This is a genomic window from Dinoroseobacter sp. S124A (assembly GCF_049801015.1).
Lineage (GTDB): Bacteria > Pseudomonadota > Alphaproteobacteria > Rhodobacterales > Rhodobacteraceae > Dinoroseobacter.
In genome coordinates this window covers 25,426-42,962 of sequence record NZ_JBNAGD010000004.1, presented here as the reverse complement: position 1 = coordinate 42,962, position 17,537 = coordinate 25,426, and the positions used below count along the sequence as shown (strand labels likewise).

The following is a 17,537-nucleotide window of genomic DNA, read 5'->3' as shown; positions in this document are numbered from 1 at the left end:
TACGGGCCGCGCCCTTTGGATCCGGCGGACGCGCTTCTGCGCGGGCGGGAGCCTCCGGCGGGGATATTTGGAGACTTAAGATGGGGGGCGCTGCCCCATGACGGTCAGATGCCCGAGCGGGTCAGCATGATCCGGCAGGCCCCGTCACCGCAGGCACAGCAGGTGGTCTCGCGGGCCATGTAGTCCGGGGCAACGAGGCGCCGGAACAGGGTTTCGAACACGGCCACGTGCCAGAAACAGATCGGGTGCCGGGCCTGCTCGCCGCGCACGATGGGGTTGTCCGCGATCTCGACCATGATCGGTCGGGTCGAGACGACCCGGAAACGGCCCGAGCCCGCGAAGGTCCAGGCACGCCGGGCGATCGAGCGCAGGAGCAGATGTGCCGCGGGGCGGGCGGGCAGCAATTTCAACAGCCAGACCACCGGCGTCGGGATGCGGCGCGCGATGATGTAGTTCGCGGTCGCCTCCCCCGCGGCCCAGGCCAGACGCGGGGCATCCGCGGGTCGGTCCCGGCGCAGGGCCTGATGGAGCCGGGCCACGGGCCGTTCGTCGATCATGCCCGTATCCGGTGGCAGATCGAACAGCCCCGCCAGCGCCAGCACATGGGCCGCGAGCTTTGGCCCGCCTTCCTCCTCGAGCACCGCGAGGAGCTGGTGCACCGCATTCGGGCCGATCCGCGCCGTGGTGTCCGGCGGTGACCAGTCCGAAGTCAGGCGGGTATCGAGCGGCATCACACATCTTCCATTTGCTGAGTTCCCCCGCCGCAGGCCTTGATCGGTGTGCGACCTTCCCTGTCCGCGCCCGGCTGGTCGGGCAGCTTGAAGGAGGTGTCGAGCGCCTTGCGACGCGCCCGGGCCTGGCTGGCGCGATCCGCAGCGGCCTCCCAGTCATCGGTCTGGGCCTTGGCGATCTTGCGGGTCCGGTCGAATTTGAAATTCACCTTCTCCTTCGATTGCGGCCCCCAGTAATTGGCCTTGCCGAGGTCGTAGAATTTTCGCTCGAACCCGGCCTTCAGAAACGCCTTGAGGCAGCCAAGCAGATATTTCCGACGATAGCCCGTGCCGCGCCAGGGATAGTGGAAGAGCGCCTTTTGCATGTAGAAGCGCCGGTAATTCTTCATCACCCCATCCAGCAGCTCGCCGCGCGTCATCTGGTCCGGGGCCATGATCGGGGTGACGAAATTGTATTTCGAGAAGTCGAAGATCTCGACCTTGTCGCCCAGTTCCTGGAAGAGCGGTGTGAAGGGCCAGGGGGTATACATCGCCCAATTGGCCAGATCCGGCTGCCAGTCCCAGGCCATCCGGTAGGTTTCCTCCAGCGTCTCGGGCGTCTCATTGTCGAGCCCGACGATGAACTGCGCCTCGACAAAGATATCCGCCTCGCGCAGCAGGCGGATCGCCTCCTTGTTCTCGGAGACCTTGGTCTCCTTGTTGAACTGATCGAGCTTGAGCTGGGCTGCCGCCTCGGTGCCGAGGCTGACATGGACGAGCCCGGCCTTGCGGTAGAGCGGCAAAAGCTCCTTGTCCCGCATGATATCCGTCACGCGGGTGTTGATGCCCCACTGGATCCGGTCCGGCAGATCGCGCGCGATGAGTTCCTCGCAGAACTGGATGAATTTGCGCCGGTTGATGGTCGGCTCTTCGTCCGCGAGGATGAAGAAGCCCACACCGTGATCGTTCACCAGCCGTTCGATCTCATCCACCACCTTCAGCGGGTCGCGCACGCGGTAATCCCGCCAGAATTTCCACTGAGAGCAGAACGAGCAGGTGAACGGACAGCCCCGCGCCATGTTCGGGATCGCGACTTTCACGCCGAGGGGGACATAGATGTATTTGTTCCACTCCAGCAGCGACCAGTCCGGGTCGATGCCATCCAGATCCTTGACCGTGCTCGCCGCCTGAGTCGCGACGATCTTGTCCTCCTCGCGAAAGGCGAGCCCCTTGATCTTGCGCTGATCCTGCGGCCAGCGCCTCTCGGAAACGCAGCGGGCCAGTTCGGTCATGATCTCTTCGCCCTCGCCGCGGACGATCACCTCGACCTCCGGAGCCTCGGAAAGGACCTGTTTATACATGAAGGTGCCATGGATTCCGCCGAGGACGCGCAGGGCATCCGGGCAGGCCTCGGAAGCGATTTTCAGAACCTTTTCCGCCTCGTAGATCGCTGGCGTGATCGCCGTGGTGCCCACGATATCGGGTTGCAGTTCGGTCAGACGGGCGCGCAGGGCCTCCTCCGGCATGTCATTAGTCATCGCGTCCAGGAAGTGGATATCGTCAAAGCCCGCCGCCTTGAGCGACCCGGCGAGATAGGCCACCCAGGCCGGGGGCCAGTTGCCGGCGATCTCGGCGCCGCCGGAATGGTAGTTGGGATGAACGAACACAATGCGCATGAGACCCTCCGCTGCCTTTGGCGTAGGGTGGCATTTATTGTGTCAACTTTCCTTGACGCACATCAACACCTCTGGGTTGACAGCACGACGTGCCGCACGGGTCAGTCCGCCGGGGTGACCGCGTCGAAATCCGTCGAGATCTGGTGATTTTCCAACTGTCGGTTCAGGGATCCGGAATTGGTGGTCATGGCGGGGCCCAGCACCGCGATCACCGCAATGGCGAGCCCGACCAGCGCCGCCGTCAGGACAACCCAATCAACGGTGACAGCGCCGTCCTCGGCCCGAAAAAAGGCAATGATCCGGTCAGCCATGGGTCTGGGGTCCTCTTTTGCGCAAACTGGCCGCGGGCGGCCACTCCTCAAAAAGACCCAATCACAGGAATCTGACGAGATTAAGGACAGGCCAAAGCCCTCATCCCCATGGCCCGGCCAAGTTGACCGAGCGCCAAAACCGCCTTAAAATTAACCATTATTGAACGACAGTTTTATCAGGACCCAGCTATGTACAAAGCTCTTATCACCAGTGCGACCCTGTTGTTTGCGGCCTCCTCCGCCCATGCAACCAGCGTTACCCTGACATTCGACGGCGATGCCTGCGCGGATGGCCTCTGCAACTCCAACAGAGAGGCGATCAGTCAGGACTACGGAGATATCGACGGCGAAGTTGAGGTGACCTACGACGCCTCGCGGGTGTCGGACGGGCTCCAACCGTGGATCTATTGGAACCTCGGCTATGAAGAATTGGTCGACGCCGCCTATGGCAATTCCGGATCACAGGGCGGCACGCTCCTGATCGAGCCATTGGACGGGTTTGAAGTGTCGCTGGTGAAGATGGACATCGCGCCATATGCGGACGCCCCCCAAACCACAGGTGTTACGGTCACTGAAGTCGGCGGTGTGGAGCAAACGGCTCTGGCGGTCGATCTGCTGAGCGTCATCGAATCCACAGAGGTCGATCTGTCGGCCTTTGGCCCGAGCACCAGCGGTTATCTCATCACCATCGCGCCGGAGTTCTTCAACACGGGCGTGGACAACATCATGTTTGACGTCTCGCGCGTCGACACCACCCCCGCCCCGGTGCCACTGCCGCCCAGTGCCCTGATGATGCTGGCCGGTGTGGCGGGTCTTGGCGGATTGGCCCGACGACGCCGCCGCAAGGGCTGAGCCCCCTCACCCCCTGAAACACCAGATCAGACGCGGTCCCGGCGGAGCGCGTCTTTTTTCGTGGGGCCAGTGGTCCGGTGGCCTGCAAGTCGCCATCAAGGTCGCAGGGCGCGCCGGACGCTCTTGCGCCCGGACAGCCCCCATGTATAACGCCGACAATTTGCGCCACTGGAGTCTGCCCGATGCCCAAAAGAACCGATATCAAATCGATCATGATCATCGGGGCGGGGCCCATTATCATTGGCCAGGCCTGCGAGTTCGACTATTCCGGGGCCCAGGCCTGCAAGGCGCTGCGCGAGGAAGGGTACCGGGTCATTCTGGTGAACTCGAACCCGGCGACGATCATGACCGATCCCGGGCTTGCGGATGCCACCTATATCGAGCCGATCACCCCAGAGGTTGTCGCCAAGATCATCGAGAAAGAGCGCCCCGACGCATTGCTGCCGACCATGGGCGGGCAGACCGGCCTGAACACCTCGCTAGCGCTTGAGGAAATGGGCGTGCTCGACGAGTTCGGCGTCGAGATGATCGGCGCGAAGCGCGCCGCCATCGAGATGGCCGAGGACCGCAAGCTCTTCCGCGAGGCGATGGACCGGCTCGGCATCGAAAACCCCCGCGCCACGATCGCCACCAATATGGATGAGTGCATGGCCGCCCTCGACGATATCGGCCTGCCCGCGATCATCCGCCCGGCCTTTACCCTTGGCGGGACCGGCGGCGGTGTGGCCTATAACCGAGACGACTACGAGCATTTCTGCAAATCCGGCCTCGATGCCTCGCCGGTGAACCAGATCCTGATCGATGAAAGCCTGCTGGGCTGGAAGGAATACGAGATGGAGGTTGTCCGCGACAAGGCGGATAACGCGATCATCGTCTGCGCCATCGAAAACGTCGATCCCATGGGCGTCCATACGGGCGACAGCATCACCGTGGCACCCGCGCTGACCCTGACGGACAAGGAATACCAGATCATGCGCAACGGCTCGATTGCCGTTCTGCGCGAGATCGGGGTCGAGACCGGCGGGTCCAACGTGCAATGGGCGGTGAACCCCGCCGACGGACGCATGGTCGTGATCGAGATGAACCCGCGCGTGTCGCGCTCCTCGGCGCTGGCCTCCAAGGCGACCGGCTTCCCGATTGCCAAGATCGCGGCGAAGCTGGCCGTGGGCTATACGCTGGATGAGCTGGACAATGACATCACCAAGGTGACGCCTGCCTCGTTTGAGCCGACCATCGACTACGTGGTCACCAAGATCCCGCGCTTCGCGTTTGAGAAATTCCCGGGCTCCGAGCCGAACCTGACCACGGCGATGAAATCCGTGGGCGAGGCCATGTCCATTGGCCGGACGTTCCATGAAAGCGTGCAGAAGGCGCTGGCCTCCATGGAGACCGGCCTGACCGGGTTCGACGAGATCGAGATCGACGGCGCGCCCGACAAGGCCGCCGTGGTCAAGGCCCTGTCCAAGCAGACCCCGGACCGGATGCGCGTCATCGCCCAGGCCATGCGCCACGGGCTCAGCAATGACGAGATCCAGGCCGCCACGGCCTTCGATCCGTGGTTCCTCGACCGGATCCGCGAGATCACCGATACCGAGGCTGCCGTGCGCAAGGACGGGTTGCCGCTGGATGCGGATGGGTTGCGCAAGCTCAAGATGATGGGCTTCACCGATGCCCGCCTCGCCAAGCTCACGGGGCGCGAAGAGGGGCAGGTCCGCCGCGCCCGCACCCGGCTGGGCGTGACCGCGCAATTCAAGCGGATCGACACCTGCGCGGCCGAATTCGAGGCTCAGACGCCTTACATGTACTCGACCTATGAGACGCCGGTCATGGGCGAGCCTGAATGCGAGGCGCGCCCGTCCGATGCGAAGAAAGTCGTCATCCTCGGCGGCGGTCCCAACCGGATCGGACAGGGGATCGAGTTTGACTATTGCTGCTGTCATGCGTGCTTTGCGCTGACGGATGCGGGCTATGAGACGATCATGGTCAACTGCAACCCCGAGACCGTCTCGACCGATTACGACACCTCGGATCGCCTCTATTTCGAGCCGCTGACCTTCGAGCATGTGATGGAGATCCTGCGCGCCGAGCAGGAAAACGGCACGCTCCACGGTGTGATCGTGCAGTTCGGCGGTCAGACGCCCCTGAAGCTCGCCAATGCGCTGGAGGCCGAGGGCATCCCGATCCTCGGGACCACACCCGACGCCATCGATCTGGCCGAGGACCGCGAGCGGTTCCAGGCGCTGGTCAATGATCTGGGCCTCAAGCAGCCCAAGAATGCCATTGCCAGCACCGATGCCGAGGCCTTCGCCGCCGCGGGCGAGATCGGCTATCCGCTGGTCATCCGGCCGTCCTACGTGCTGGGGGGCCGCGCGATGGAGATCGTCCGCGATCTGCCCCAGCTGGAGCGCTACATCTCCGAGGCGGTGGTGGTCTCCGGGGACAGCCCGGTGCTGCTCGACAGCTATCTTGCGGGTGCTGTGGAGCTGGATGTCGACGCGCTCTGCGATGGCGAAAACGTTCATGTCTCGGGCATCATGCAGCATATCGAAGAGGCCGGCGTGCATTCCGGGGACAGTGCCTGTTCCCTGCCGCCCTATTCCCTGTCCGACGAGATCCTCGCCGAGATCCGCACCCAAACCGAGGCGCTGGCCAAGGCCCTCCGCGTGAAGGGGCTGATGAATGTGCAATTCGCGATCAAGGACAACGAGATCTACCTGATCGAGGTGAACCCGCGCGCCTCGCGTACGGTGCCCTTCGTCGCCAAGGCCACGGATTCCGCAATCGCCTCGATCGCCGCGCGCCTGATGGCCGGTGAGCCGATGTCGAACTTCCCGCTGCGCGATCCTCTGCCCCATGACGCGCCCGAGGATCAGCACCTGCCGATCGGTGATCCGATGACGCTGGCCCATCCCGATACGCCGTGGTTCTCGGTCAAGGAGGCCGTGCTGCCCTTTGCCCGCTTCCCGGGCGTCGACACGATCCTGGGGCCGGAAATGCGCTCCACCGGCGAGGTGATGGGCTGGGACCGCTCCTTCCCCCGCGCGTTCCTGAAGGCGCAGATGGGCGCGGGCACTGAACTGCCGACCGAGGGCACGGTGTTCCTGTCGATCAAGGAGGCCGACAAGACCGAGATGCTGGTCGAGACGGCGGCGATGCTGGTCGAGCTGGGCCTCGACATCGTGGCCACCCGGGGCACGGCGTCCTTCCTCAAGGATCACGGCATCGCCTCGGTCGTGGTGAACAAGGTTTATGAGGGTCGCCCGGATGTGGTCGACATGCTGAAAGACGGGCGGATCGCGCTGGTGATGAACACCACCGAGGGCGCGCAGGCGGTCAATGACAGCCGCGAGATCCGCTCGGTCGCGCTCTATGACCGGATCCCCTATTTCACGACGCTCGCCGCAAGCCATGCCGCCGCACAGGCAATGAAAGCCCGCCGCGAAGACGCCATCGGCGTGCGCGCGCTGCAGGGCTGACGCCAGCGCCTCCCGCCAGGGGGGCGCCACCTATACGCTTTTCGCACAAGTCCTGGTCCCCGCACCGACGGGCATATGGCTCGGGTCCGCCCCGTCGTGGTCAGCGACGGGGCCCTGCGCAACCGCGCGCAGCTTCCCAGCGCATGCAGCGACGGCTTCTACCCGATACGCGGGCGGGTCTCGACACCACACGCTGGCCCGGCGTGCCTGCTCTGCGGATTTTGGACACGACCGGGCCGGGGGACAGACTGGACAAGGCGCGGTCTTATCCCGCGCCCATCATTGATCTGCCGCCGCTCAGCGCAGCTCGGTCCATTTCGACACACGGGGCCGCCCGCCGCCATGGGGCGCGGATTCCAGGACATAATTCGCCCCCGGGGGCACGGTCGCCGTGACGAAGCAGGACTTGTCCCACTGGCTGTTATTGTTCTTGGTCTCGGCCACGGTCAGTCCGTTCACCTTGATCCGCGCATGGCAGCGGTTCGAATCCGCCACATTGATCGTAGCGGCCACGACGATGGGATAGTCCTTGTCGTTGTTCTGGGCGCGCCCGATGCTGCGCTTGGCAACGCCGAACTCCTCCCATCCGCGCCCGGTGATCCGGCCAAGGGCGCGCTCCGCGGCCGTGACCTGCATCTTCAGGCTCCGCAGCTCGCCTGCCTCGGACCCGCTGGCCTCGCGGATCTCGGAGCGCAGCGTCCGCGCCTCGGTGGCCAGTGCCGAACTCGTCCGGCGTTCGCTGGCCTGAACAGCACGGGAGATCTTGTCATCCACCCCGTCCAAACTCGTCTGCAGACGCCCATCCGCACGCTCCAGCCCGGTGATGCTCCGCTCCACGGCGCTTACGCGCATCTGCAGCGCATCCAGATCCGTGCGCGTCTCCTCGGCGCAGATCAGCAGCGCCTCGAGCTTGCGGCTGTCCGAGGCATTGGCCCCGAGGAAATTCAACTTGCGCTGACATTCCTGCGCGGCGGCATCCCCGGGCAAACCGCTCAGGCACAGGACAAATGCAGCGGCGGCGGGAAACAGGGAACGGGACAAAATGGGCATGGAAAACTCCGTTTGATGAGATCTGCCCTGTCCTACGATAGCCCCGTTAGGGCTACGTCAGCGCGCCCGACCGGGTCCGCTAACGGATCAGGGGGTTTCGCAAGCGCACCAAACTCGCCCGCAGAGCGCCACAAACCGGTCAGAATGCCGTGCCAGACCCGCAGCGTACCGAGTGCGGAGGCCCCATGAATCCCGGGATGTCCCTTACCCCAGCTGAACCGGACGTCCTGTCCATGCTGATCCTGTTCATCGCGATCGTCCTGTTCGGGCTGTTCATGGTCGGCGCGCTCTGGGTGCTGGCCAGGGTCTCGGAGCAGTTGGGCTGGTCGAAACGGCGGCGGCGCAATACGCGCATCCCGCAAGGCGCCCGCACCCGCGCCCCCTCCAAGGCCGTGAGCTTTGCCCGCCAGACCGAGCGTCTGGACCAGCTCGAGGTTGCCCCTATCCCGCTCACCATGCTCGGTGCCGCGCAGGTTCATGACGCATTGCAGGCCTGGGCCATGTCCCGTGGCGCGCCGGACCTGCGGGTTTTGGCGCAAGTCGATCTGAACGCGCTCTTCGAGGTGACGTCCAGCGGTGATGCCGGGCGCGCGGGGGCCGAGGTTCTGCGCGGGCACAAGGTCGATTATGTTCTGGCCGAGCCCGGGGGCATGCCCGTCGCCGGGTTGATGCAGACCGATCCCGAGGACATTCGCACGCAGACCTTGCTGCGCGAGACCACTCTGCGGGAGCTTTTTCACAAGGGCGCCCTGCCCCTCGTGGATCTCGCGCCGGACGCGACCGAGGCCGAGATCCATGCCAGCCTCGATGCGGCCTTCGACCTGATCCCCGAGGCCGAACCGGCCCTTCAGGGCGCCACGGACATGCCCGCGTTTCACGGACCCCAAGCGGTGCCGGATCCCGCCCGTCCCCCACGCGACACCGCCCCGGTGGCGCGCCCGGCCCTGGCGAGCCCGCCGCGCGCCGCCCCCCCGCTCACGCGTCCCGGACGACGGCGCCGGGGCGAGCGCTAGGCGCGATCCGCCTGCCCGACCCGGTCGCGAGGCGGATGCCCGGGTGGCTCGCCAAGGCCATACCCATGCCGCGCAACCCGTGGGGTACAGCGCAGACAACGCCACGGGGAACAGCTCGGAGAAAAGCTCGGGGCGCAGCCTCTTGCCCGCCCCCGCCAGCCCTTGCTATGGCAGCCCATGGCCAAGCTCTACTTCCACTACTCGACCATGAATGCGGGCAAATCCACCGCGCTGCTGCAAGCCTCGCACAACTATATCGAACGCGGAATGCAGACCCATCTGATGACCGCGCGCTTCGACAATCGCGCAGGCACGGGGCAGATCGGCAGCCGCATCGGCCTCTCGGCCCCGGCGGACACGTTTGCCCCGACGACCAATCTCTTTGACGCGCTGAGCCTGCGGCTCAAGGGCGGGCCATGCGCCTGTGTCTTCGTAGACGAAGCCCAGTTCCTGACAGAGGATCAGGTCTGGCAACTGGCCCGCGCCGTGGATGACCTCGGGCTGCCGGTGATGTGCTACGGCCTGCGCGTGGATTTCCGCGGGCAGCTTTTCCCGGGCTCAGCCACCCTGCTGGCTCTAGCGGATGAGATGCGCGAGGTTCGGACGATCTGCCATTGCGGGCGCAAGGCGACCATGGTGATCCGGCAAGGCCCCGACGGGACGCCCCTGCGCGATGGCGACCAGGTTCAGATCGGCGGGAACGAGACCTATGTTTCCCTGTGCCGCCGCCACTGGCGCGAGGCCATGGGCGACCGCCAGCCGGACTAGCGCAGGGCCTGTTCCATATCGAAGAGCGTCACTAGCAATGGCGATTGATCGGTCTTCACGAGGCCCGCCGAGCTGCGCTGCACATCGACGATGGTGACCATCACCACGAAGAGAAACCCGGAGAACATGAAGGTCCGCCATGACAGCGCGCGCCCATGCATGCCCGACCGGTTCCCCAGCAAGAAAAGCGAGGCCAGCGCCGCCGCCAGCACCATGCCCTGGGTGATATCCGCCACGGGCACGGCGAAGGTCTGCATCCGGTAGAGATGGGCGTCCAGCGCGTCATTCATCGCCGAGGCCACGAAGGTCGCGGTGGGTGGCGGCACGGGCGCGGCGGTGGCCGCAAGCGTTGCGGGCCAGAGCGCGGCCTGAGCCGTCAGCGTCGTTTCCAGAAAGTCGCGCACGCCATGGGCATCGCTCATCTGGCTCGCATCGGGCACCACGCGGGTCTGCGTATAGGCATAGATGGCCTCGCGCAGCTCTGTGCGGCCCGGCTCGGCCAGATAATCGGCCCGCAGGAACACCGTGCCCAGCGCGGCGGCCTCGTCGATCACCGTGGATTTGCGCGTCTGTGCAAGGGTCAGGGCATTGCCGAAACTGAATGCCAGCAAGAGCCCGAGGATCCCGAGGATCGCGCCCAGCGAGGTCTCGCCGGTCACCTTGTCCACCTCACGCCCCGCAGCCAGCGTGCGCTGGCGCTGGCGCCGTCCCAGCGCGTGCCCGATCACTGCCGCGGCCGGCAGTAGCACCAGCAGGAGGATCACGATCCCTCCCATGCTCAAAACCGGCAGGTGCATATCCTCGTAGACCGAGGCGGCCGTCATCCCGTCCATCGTAAAGTCTTTCCACGTAAGTCTCGGACGCCAGTTTAGGGGTGGCGCGCCGCAAAAAGAAAGTTTTCATTTCTGGCGCGGGGTTCGCCTCACCTGACGGTCGCCGGGTGTCGCGCCCGGCGCCCCCGTTCAGACCGGGTTGGGCAATGGCGTCCCCTCGGCGCAGGCAATGACATTGTCGAGCGCCATGAACCCCATCGCCTCGCGCACTTCGAGCGCCGCGGTGCCCAGATGCGGCAGCAGGACGACATCCTCCCGGGCGCGCAGGGCCTCGGGGACCTTGGGCTCGAACTCGTAGACATCGAGCCCCGCTGCCCCCATCTGCCCGGCTTCGAGCGCGGCGATCAGGGCGGCTTCATCCACCACATCGCCCCGGGCGATATTCACGAAGACCCCGTGGGGGCGCATGGCCGCAAAGGCCTCCGCCCCGATCAGGTGCTTTGTCTCGGCCCCGCCGGGGACCGCGACCACAACCACATCCGCCGCCGCCATCACCTCGGGGATCGAGCCCAACTGGGTCGCGGGCAGGTCGAGCGTCTTGGGAGAGCGGTTCTTGAACACCACATCCATTCCGAACCCATGGTGGCACCGTGCCGCGATGGCCTGGCCGATCCGGCCCATGCCGATCACCCCCAGCGTCTTGCCCGTGACATGCAGGCCCAGCATCTGGGTCGGGTGCCAACCCTCCCACGCTCCGGCGCGCACCAGACGCTCGCCCTCGCCAGCGCGACGCGCCGCCATCAGGATCAGGGTCATCGCCGTGTCTGCCGTGGCATCCGTCACCGCGCCGGGGGTGTTGGTCACCGCGATCCCGGCAGCCTTGGCCGCGGCGGCATCGATATGATTGTAGCCCACCCCGAAATTCGCCAGCAACCTAGCGCGCGGCGCGGGAACATCGGCAAAGACCTCGGCCGAGAAGAGATCCCCGAGGGTCGGCAGGACCAGATCATAGTCGCGCAGGGCCGCGCGCAGCTCGCCCGCATCCATCGGCGTCGTCTCGGAGCGGACCGTCGTGTCAAACGTGGCGCGGGCCTTGGCCAGCACAGCCTCCGGCAAGGGCCGGGAAATCAGTAGTTTCATCAATATAGCCGCCCCCCCAGCGGAACCTTGAGGTCCGGCGCCAAGAGCACGACCTCCCCCTCCGTGTCCGGCACCCCCAGCACGAGGATCTCGGACATGAATTTGCCGATCTGGCGCGGTGGAAAGTTCACCACCGCCATCACCTGTCGCCCGATCAGCGCGTCCGGCGTGTAATGCCGGGTGATCTGGGCCGAGCTCTTCTTGACGCCCAACGGGTCGCCGAAATCGACCCAGAGCTTGATCGCGGGCTTGCGCGCCTCCGGATAGGGCTCGGCCTGCACGATCTCGCCCACGCGTATATCGAGCTTCAGGAAGTCGTCAAACGTGATCTCGGCCATGGCGCTACTCCGCCAGCTCGCGACCCCGTTGGGCCGCGGCTGCCACCGCCCGCCGCAACAGCGGCGGGAACCCATCGGTCTCATCCATGAGAACCTCCAGCGCCGCCGCGGTTGTGCCCGCAGGGCTGGTGACGTTCACCCGCAATTGGGACGGGTCCGCGCTGGCGGCCTCCGCCAGCGCCCCCGCGCCCGCGACCGTGGCCTTGGCCAGATGCAGGGCGAGCGCCCGGGGCAACCCCTCGGCCTCGCCCGCGGCGGCCATCGTCTCAATCAGGTGGAAAACATAGGCCGGACCCGAGCCCGACACCGCCGTGACCGCATCCATCTGATGCTCGCCCTCCAGCCGCACGGTCTGGCCGATTGCGGCCAGCAGCGCCTCGGCCAGGGCCAGATGGGCCTCGCCCGCAGCCGCATTGCCGGTGATCGCCGTGATCCCCTTGCCAATCGCTGCGGGCGTATTGGGCATGGCGCGGATGATCGGCGTGCTCGCACCGAACGCCTCTTCGAAATACCGGATGGGGGTGCCTGCCGCGATGGACAGGATCAGCGTCTCGCCTCCGCCCAGCGCCGTCACCGGCCCCAGCGCATCCCCCATCATCTGCGGCTTGACCGCCAGAAGGGCAATGGCGGGCGCACCGGGCACACCCTCGTTCAGGTGCAGCCCCTCTGCGGCCAGCCCCGTCAGCCAGTCCGACGGCTTGGGGTCCATCACCCAGACCGATGCCGGGGCGATCCCCTGCGCCAGCCAGCCCTGCAACATGGCCGAGCCCATCTTTCCGCATCCCAGAAGGAACAACCCCCGGCGGCCTACATCGTCCAAACTCATGTGTTCTCCCCGCGTCCAACGGGGGCAGGTTAGGCGCGCCCGTACGCCTCTGCAATGGCCACGTCGATCGCCGCCTGCGGGTCCTGCTCGCCCCATGTCGCCAACTGAAACGCCGGGTAGAACCGCTCGCAGTTCAGGAAGGCCGTGGTCATCATCCGGTCGATCTGTTCCGGCCCCGCAATCGCGCCGCCGCTCAACACGAGGCCGTAGCGATAGACCATGAGCTGCTGCTTGGCCCAATGGGTGAAGGCGCCGGTCCAGCATTGGTCATTCACGGCGTTCAACACTTCATGGAGCGCGGCCACCCGGTGCTCGGGCGGTTCCATGTCAAAGGTCATCACCAGCCGCAGCGTCTCGTCATAGGCCGACCAGGCCAGGGTCGCCGAATAGGTCCGCCACTGGCCCTCGACGGCCATGGCGATCTGATCCTCGGCGATCCGGTCGAAATCCCAGTCATTATGCTCGGCAATCGTCTCGACAATGTCGATCGGATGCAGATCGTCGGTTTCGTAATGCTGCTCGATGAGTGACATGCGCGGCCCCGTTTGTTTGCCGGTCGCGAGGGGAACCCCCACTATAGGCTGGGTGTCATTACAAGACCCGGACCGCGGCGGCCCGCGTCTTACAAGATATGGTGTCCGGCTTTGGGGCGTCCTGTAAAGACGTATTTTCACAGCGCGGCGTCGCGCGGCGGTTTGCGCCGGAGTTATCCACAGAATTCGGGAAAGTCTTAAGAAACCCGGGGCCTGCCGCGCCAAAGGCACCCGCGCAGCCCCCTGATTTTGCAGCCTCAGCCCCTGAATTGGACCCATCTGAGCGACTCAGAGGTTAATGCCCAAATTTCAGGCAGCGGGCGCGCAGGCCGGAGATCTCCCGGCCCGAGCGGTCGTTCAGGCCTCAGCCCTTGGCTTCAAGCGCCTCGATCCGGGCCTTGAGCGCTTCGTTCTCCTCGCGGGCCTTCTGGGCCATGGTGCGCACCGCGTCGAATTCCTCGCGGGTGACAAAGTCGCGATCCGCGAGCCAGCGGTCCATCACGCCCTTCATCGCGGTTTCGGCCTCGTCCTTGGCGCCCTGGGCCACGCCCATGGCGTTGGTCATCAGTTGGCCGATATCGTCGAACAGTTTGTTTCGCGTCTGCATGGGGCGCTCCGTGATCTACCGTGTTGGGATGTATATGGCCCCGCCCCTGCCAAAGCTCAAGGTTGACATCCGCGCGGTCAGCCCGGACAGATCGCCCCAGACGCCGGAGCCCGCCATGCCCTTCGCCATTCCCTTCCCGCCCCTGTCGCCTGAACTCTTCAGCATCGAGATCGGGACCTTCACCTTTGCCCTGCGCTGGTATGCACTGGCCTATATCGTGGGGCTCGGGCTGGGATGGTGGATCGTCACGCGGCTTGTGCAGCGGCCCGCCCTGTGGGGTGCCAAGCCCGCCCCCATGACCCCGCCCCAGGTCGAGGCATTGCTGACCTGGGTGGTGCTGGGGGTGATCCTTGGGGGGCGGCTCGGCTTTGTCCTGTTCTATCAGCCCGATTACTACCTGCGAAACCCGGTCGAGATCCTGATGGTTTGGCAGGGCGGCATGGCCTTCCATGGCGGTCTGGTCGGGGTGGTTCTGGCCGTCGCGCTGTTTTGCTGGCGCGAAGGGGTGCCGCCCCTGCGCACGGCGGACGCGCTGGCGCTGGCCACGCCCCCGGGGCTGTTCCTCGGGCGGATGTCGAATTTCGTGAATGCCGAGCTCTGGGGCCGCCCGACCGACGCGCCCTGGGGCGTGATCTTTCCCGGGCTGAGTGCCCAGGATTGCGGCCAGCCCGTGGGCGAGCTCTGCGCCCGCCACCCGTCCCAGCTTTACGAGGCCGGGCTCGAAGGGCTGCTGCTGGGGCTCGTCCTCTGGGTTCTGCTGCGGCGCGGGGCGCTGGCCCGCACCGGCACGATCTTTGGCACATTCCTTGCTGGCTATGGCGCGGCCCGGTTCATAGTCGAGCTGGTGCGCCAGCCCGACGCGCAGTTTGTCAGCGCAGGCAACCCGGTGGGCTATGCCCTGCAACTGGGCGAGTGGGGGCTGACCATGGGACAGATCCTCAGCCTGCCGATGATCGCGCTGGGGATTGCGCTGATTGCGCGCGCGCACCTGCGCCCGGCGGCCCCTGCATGACGCCCCTGGCCGAGCTTCTGATCGCGCGGATCGCGGCGACCGGCCCGATTACCGTGGCCGAGTACATGGCGGAGTGCCTGCTCCATCCCGCGCATGGTTATTACACCACCCGGCCCCCGTTCGGGCGGGAGGGCGATTTCACCACGGCCCCGGAGATCAGCCAGATGTTCGGCGAGATGCTGGGCCTTGCCCTCGCACAGGCCTGGATGGATCAGGGAGCCCCCGCCGAGGCCTGCCTTGCCGAGATCGGTCCGGGGCGGGGCACGCTGATGGCCGATATCCTGCGGGTCTTTGGTCAGATCCCCGGTGGCCCGCGTCTGCACCCGCATCTGGTGGAGGCCAGCCCGGCCCTGCGCCGCGTGCAGGCCGAGGCCGTGCCCGGTGCCCAGTGGCATGACACGGTGGCCGACCTGCCCGAAGCGCCACTGTTTTTGGTGGGAAACGAGTTCTTCGATGCGCTCCCGATCCGCCAGTTCCAGCGCACGGAGGAGGGCTGGGCCGAACGCATGGTCGGGGTGAGCGACGGCGCGCTGTCCCTCGGGCTTGGCCCGTCGGACCCGCGCCCCGAGCTGGATCATCGGCGTGGCGACACGACCCCGGGCGATCTCGTTGAGACCTGCGCCCCGGCGCGCCCGATCATGACCGAGATAGCCCGGCGCATCGCCACCCATGGCGGTGCAGCCTACCTCATCGATTACGGCGGCTGGCACAGTCTGGGCGACACATTGCAGGCAGTGCGCGCGCATGCGCCTGACCCGGTGCTCGCCCATCCGGGTGAGGCGGACCTGACTGCCCATGTGGATTTCGAGCCGCTGGCACAGGCCGCCGCCGAGGCGGGTGCGCATCCCGCCCCCCTGACACCACAGGGGGTCTTTCTCGAACAGCTCGGCATCACGGCACGGGCACAGGCTTTGGCCACGCGCCTGAGCGGTGCGGCTCTGGACAGCCACATCGCCGCACATCGGCGCTTGACCCACCCGGATGAAATGGGAACCCTGTTCAAAGTGCTCGGCGTGAGTCCCAAGGACGCGCCGCCCCTCGCCGGGATGCGCCCCTGATCTCTCGACCGGAGCCGATCCATGACGCTCGACATCCTGACCTCGCCGGCCCTGTCGGTGACCCACGGCTTCTTCACCCGCAAGGGCGGAGCCTCGTCCGGGGTGTTCGAAGGGCTCAATTGCGGACCGGGCTCGTCGGACCAGTCCGAGGCGGTGGAGATGAACCGCGCCCGCGTCGCCGCGGCGATGGAGGTGGCCCTGCCGCAACTCGCCACGGTGCATCAGGTCCATTCCCCGGATGTGGTCCGTCTGGACGGGCCCATGGGCGACGGGGCCAAACCCAAGGCCGATGCCATGGTCACGACGGTGCCGGGGCTTGCCCTCGGGATCCTGACCGCCGATTGCCAGCCGGTCCTCTTTGCCGATGCCGAGGCCGGTGTGATTGCCGCCGCCCATGCAGGCTGGCGCGGGGCACTGGACGGGGTGCTCGAGGCGACGATTGACGAGATGGTGGTGGCCGGGGCAACGCGCGACAGGATTGCTGCCGTGATCGGCCCCTCGATCTCGCAGACCGCCTATGAGGTCGGCCCGGAATTTCTGGAACGGTTTCTGGAGGACGACCCGGAGAATGGCCGCTTCTTTATCAATGGCTTCGGCAACAAGTATCAGTTCGACCTGATCTCCTACGGGCTGACCCGCCTGCGGGCCGCCGGAATCGCCCACGCGGAATGGACCGGTCATTGCACCTATTCGGATCCGGGCCGGTTCTTTTCCTATCGGCGTAGCGTGCACCAGTCCGAAGCCGATTACGGCCGCCTGATCGCGACCATCCGGCTCTAGACCACATTGCCGCCACATTTCTGCCCCATCCGCCGGGCGCAGCGTTGCAAATCCGCCGCGGTTTTCGCGATTTCCCTCGAAAAATCAGGTGTTTCCGCCGAGAATCTGCACGGCCCCATCCGAACAATTTGACTCAAAATGTCTGAAATCGGCCTAGAAAGCGCCTCATTCCCCGGCGACCGTGTGAACAATCAGCCGCAATGCGGGGTATTGGCTGGGAAACGAGTGACAAGTCCGGAGGGACACCCATGATGACCAAGACACCACGCTGGCTGACCGCGATGATCCGCGCCACGGAGGACGAAATCCCGCCTATGCCCTATGCCCGCGGCACCCGCCGCCCGGCGTCCCTGCGTGCGATGCCCAACGAGCCGGTTGAGGAGCTTGTGCGCCGGGTCGGATGACCCTGGCTCCCGCCCCGATGCGGGCGGGATGTTAAGGTTTACGACTTAAATTCTTTGACAATTTTACTCAAACGAACGAGCGTCGAGGGGCTGATAGCGGTGGGGGCCGTACAGCAACCCGAGAGTAACGAGTATGGCTCCTGTTCGTTTTCCGTCCGCCCATGTTGGGTCGGACACGCCAACGTCGTCGACCACCCAATTGCCAATTCT

At 65.8% G+C, this 17,537-nt stretch carries 18 protein-coding genes; 8 read left to right on the top strand and 10 right to left on the bottom strand.

Translation table 11 applies throughout. The features are described 5' to 3' along the window. Nucleotides 1-104: 104 nt before the first annotated feature. The 3 genes from bchJ to ACP15I_RS10680 all read right to left on the bottom strand — a co-directional run bounded on the left by bchJ (nt 105) and on the right by ACP15I_RS10680 (nt 2,697). Nucleotides 105-731 carry a bacteriochlorophyll 4-vinyl reductase gene (gene bchJ / locus ACP15I_RS10690; RefSeq protein WP_424975073.1) on the bottom strand — a complete coding sequence of 209 codons (627 nt, stop codon included), beginning with the start codon at nt 729-731 and terminating at the stop codon, nt 105-107. Next, a complete protein-coding gene (gene bchE, locus ACP15I_RS10685; protein WP_424975072.1) occupies nt 731-2,386 on the bottom strand; it encodes a magnesium-protoporphyrin IX monomethyl ester anaerobic oxidative cyclase in 1,656 nt (551 codons plus the stop codon). Before bchE ends, bchJ begins: the two co-directional genes overlap by 1 nt. 101 nt (nt 2,387-2,487) lie before the next feature. Then, the gene (locus tag ACP15I_RS10680; RefSeq protein ID WP_424965670.1) at nt 2,488-2,697 is read right to left on the bottom strand and encodes a pilus assembly protein; all 210 of its coding nucleotides are present in this window, start codon (nt 2,695-2,697) and stop codon (nt 2,488-2,490) included. A gap of 189 nt (nt 2,698-2,886) precedes the next feature. On the opposite strand from ACP15I_RS10680, the gene ACP15I_RS10675 reads away from it, so the two are divergent. Next, nucleotides 2,887-3,549, top strand: a complete 663-nt coding sequence (locus tag ACP15I_RS10675) for a hypothetical protein (RefSeq protein ID WP_424975071.1) — start codon at nt 2,887-2,889, stop codon at nt 3,547-3,549. A 182-nt stretch (nt 3,550-3,731) separates the two neighbouring features. Beyond that, nucleotides 3,732-7,025 (top strand): carbamoyl-phosphate synthase large subunit, encoded by a 3,294-nt coding sequence (gene carB, locus ACP15I_RS10670; RefSeq protein ID WP_424975070.1) that lies wholly within the window; start codon nt 3,732-3,734, stop codon nt 7,023-7,025. A gap of 297 nt (nt 7,026-7,322) precedes the next feature. On the opposite strand, the gene ACP15I_RS10665 is transcribed toward carB, so the two are convergent. Further along, nucleotides 7,323-8,075, bottom strand: coding sequence for a hypothetical protein (locus tag ACP15I_RS10665; protein WP_424975069.1), 753 nt, complete (start codon nt 8,073-8,075; stop codon nt 7,323-7,325). A 197-nt stretch (nt 8,076-8,272) separates the two neighbouring features. On the opposite strand from ACP15I_RS10665, the gene ACP15I_RS10660 reads away from it, so the two are divergent. Then, nucleotides 8,273-9,088: a hypothetical protein gene (locus tag ACP15I_RS10660; RefSeq protein ID WP_424975068.1), complete on the top strand. Its 816-nt coding sequence runs from the start codon at nt 8,273-8,275 to the stop codon at nt 9,086-9,088. Nucleotides 9,089-9,265: 177 nt separating this feature from the next. Then, nucleotides 9,266-9,856, top strand: a complete 591-nt coding sequence (locus tag ACP15I_RS10655) for a thymidine kinase (protein WP_424975067.1) — start codon at nt 9,266-9,268, stop codon at nt 9,854-9,856. Here the strand turns inward: ACP15I_RS10655 and ACP15I_RS10650 are convergent. The 6 genes from ACP15I_RS10650 to ACP15I_RS10625 all read right to left on the bottom strand — a co-directional run bounded on the left by ACP15I_RS10650 (nt 9,853) and on the right by ACP15I_RS10625 (nt 14,073). Beyond that, nucleotides 9,853-10,689, bottom strand: a complete 837-nt coding sequence (locus ACP15I_RS10650; protein WP_424975066.1) for a hypothetical protein — start codon at nt 10,687-10,689, stop codon at nt 9,853-9,855. The genes ACP15I_RS10655 and ACP15I_RS10650 overlap by 4 nt on opposite strands. 129 nt (nt 10,690-10,818) lie before the next feature. Further along, entirely contained in the window at nt 10,819-11,769 is a 951-nt protein-coding gene (locus ACP15I_RS10645; protein ID WP_424975065.1) for a 2-hydroxyacid dehydrogenase, read from the bottom strand. Next, on the bottom strand, nt 11,769-12,107 hold the full coding sequence (locus ACP15I_RS10640; RefSeq protein WP_424975064.1) for a tRNA-binding protein: 339 nt from the start codon (nt 12,105-12,107) through the stop codon (nt 11,769-11,771). The genes ACP15I_RS10645 and ACP15I_RS10640 overlap by 1 nt, the downstream gene beginning before the upstream one ends. Nucleotides 12,108-12,111: 4 nt before the next feature. After that, nucleotides 12,112-12,933, bottom strand: a complete 822-nt coding sequence (gene proC / locus ACP15I_RS10635; RefSeq protein WP_424975063.1) for a pyrroline-5-carboxylate reductase — start codon at nt 12,931-12,933, stop codon at nt 12,112-12,114. Nucleotides 12,934-12,962: 29 nt separating this feature from the next. Next, a complete protein-coding gene (locus ACP15I_RS10630; RefSeq protein WP_424975062.1) occupies nt 12,963-13,466 on the bottom strand; it encodes a YbjN domain-containing protein in 504 nt (167 codons plus the stop codon). A gap of 364 nt (nt 13,467-13,830) precedes the next feature. Further along, nucleotides 13,831-14,073, bottom strand: coding sequence for an accessory factor UbiK family protein (locus ACP15I_RS10625; protein WP_424965657.1), 243 nt, complete (start codon nt 14,071-14,073; stop codon nt 13,831-13,833). 115 nt (nt 14,074-14,188) lie between these two features. On the opposite strand from ACP15I_RS10625, the gene lgt reads away from it, so the two are divergent. The 4 genes from lgt (at nt 14,189) to ACP15I_RS10605 (ending at nt 17,327) form a co-directional block, all read left to right on the top strand. After that, complete coding sequence (lgt, locus tag ACP15I_RS10620) at nt 14,189-15,085, top strand: prolipoprotein diacylglyceryl transferase (RefSeq protein ID WP_424975423.1); 897 nt, start codon at nt 14,189-14,191, stop codon at nt 15,083-15,085. Continuing rightward, on the top strand, nt 15,082-16,143 hold the full coding sequence (locus tag ACP15I_RS10615) for a class I SAM-dependent methyltransferase (RefSeq protein WP_424965656.1): 1,062 nt from the start codon (nt 15,082-15,084) through the stop codon (nt 16,141-16,143). Before lgt ends, ACP15I_RS10615 begins: the two co-directional genes overlap by 4 nt. A gap of 21 nt (nt 16,144-16,164) precedes the next feature. Then, entirely contained in the window at nt 16,165-16,923 is a 759-nt protein-coding gene (pgeF, locus tag ACP15I_RS10610) for a peptidoglycan editing factor PgeF (protein WP_424975061.1), read from the top strand. A gap of 248 nt (nt 16,924-17,171) precedes the next feature. Continuing rightward, nucleotides 17,172-17,327 (top strand): hypothetical protein, encoded by a 156-nt coding sequence (locus ACP15I_RS10605; protein WP_424975060.1) that lies wholly within the window; start codon nt 17,172-17,174, stop codon nt 17,325-17,327. The last annotated feature ends 210 nt before the right edge of the window (nt 17,328-17,537 follow it).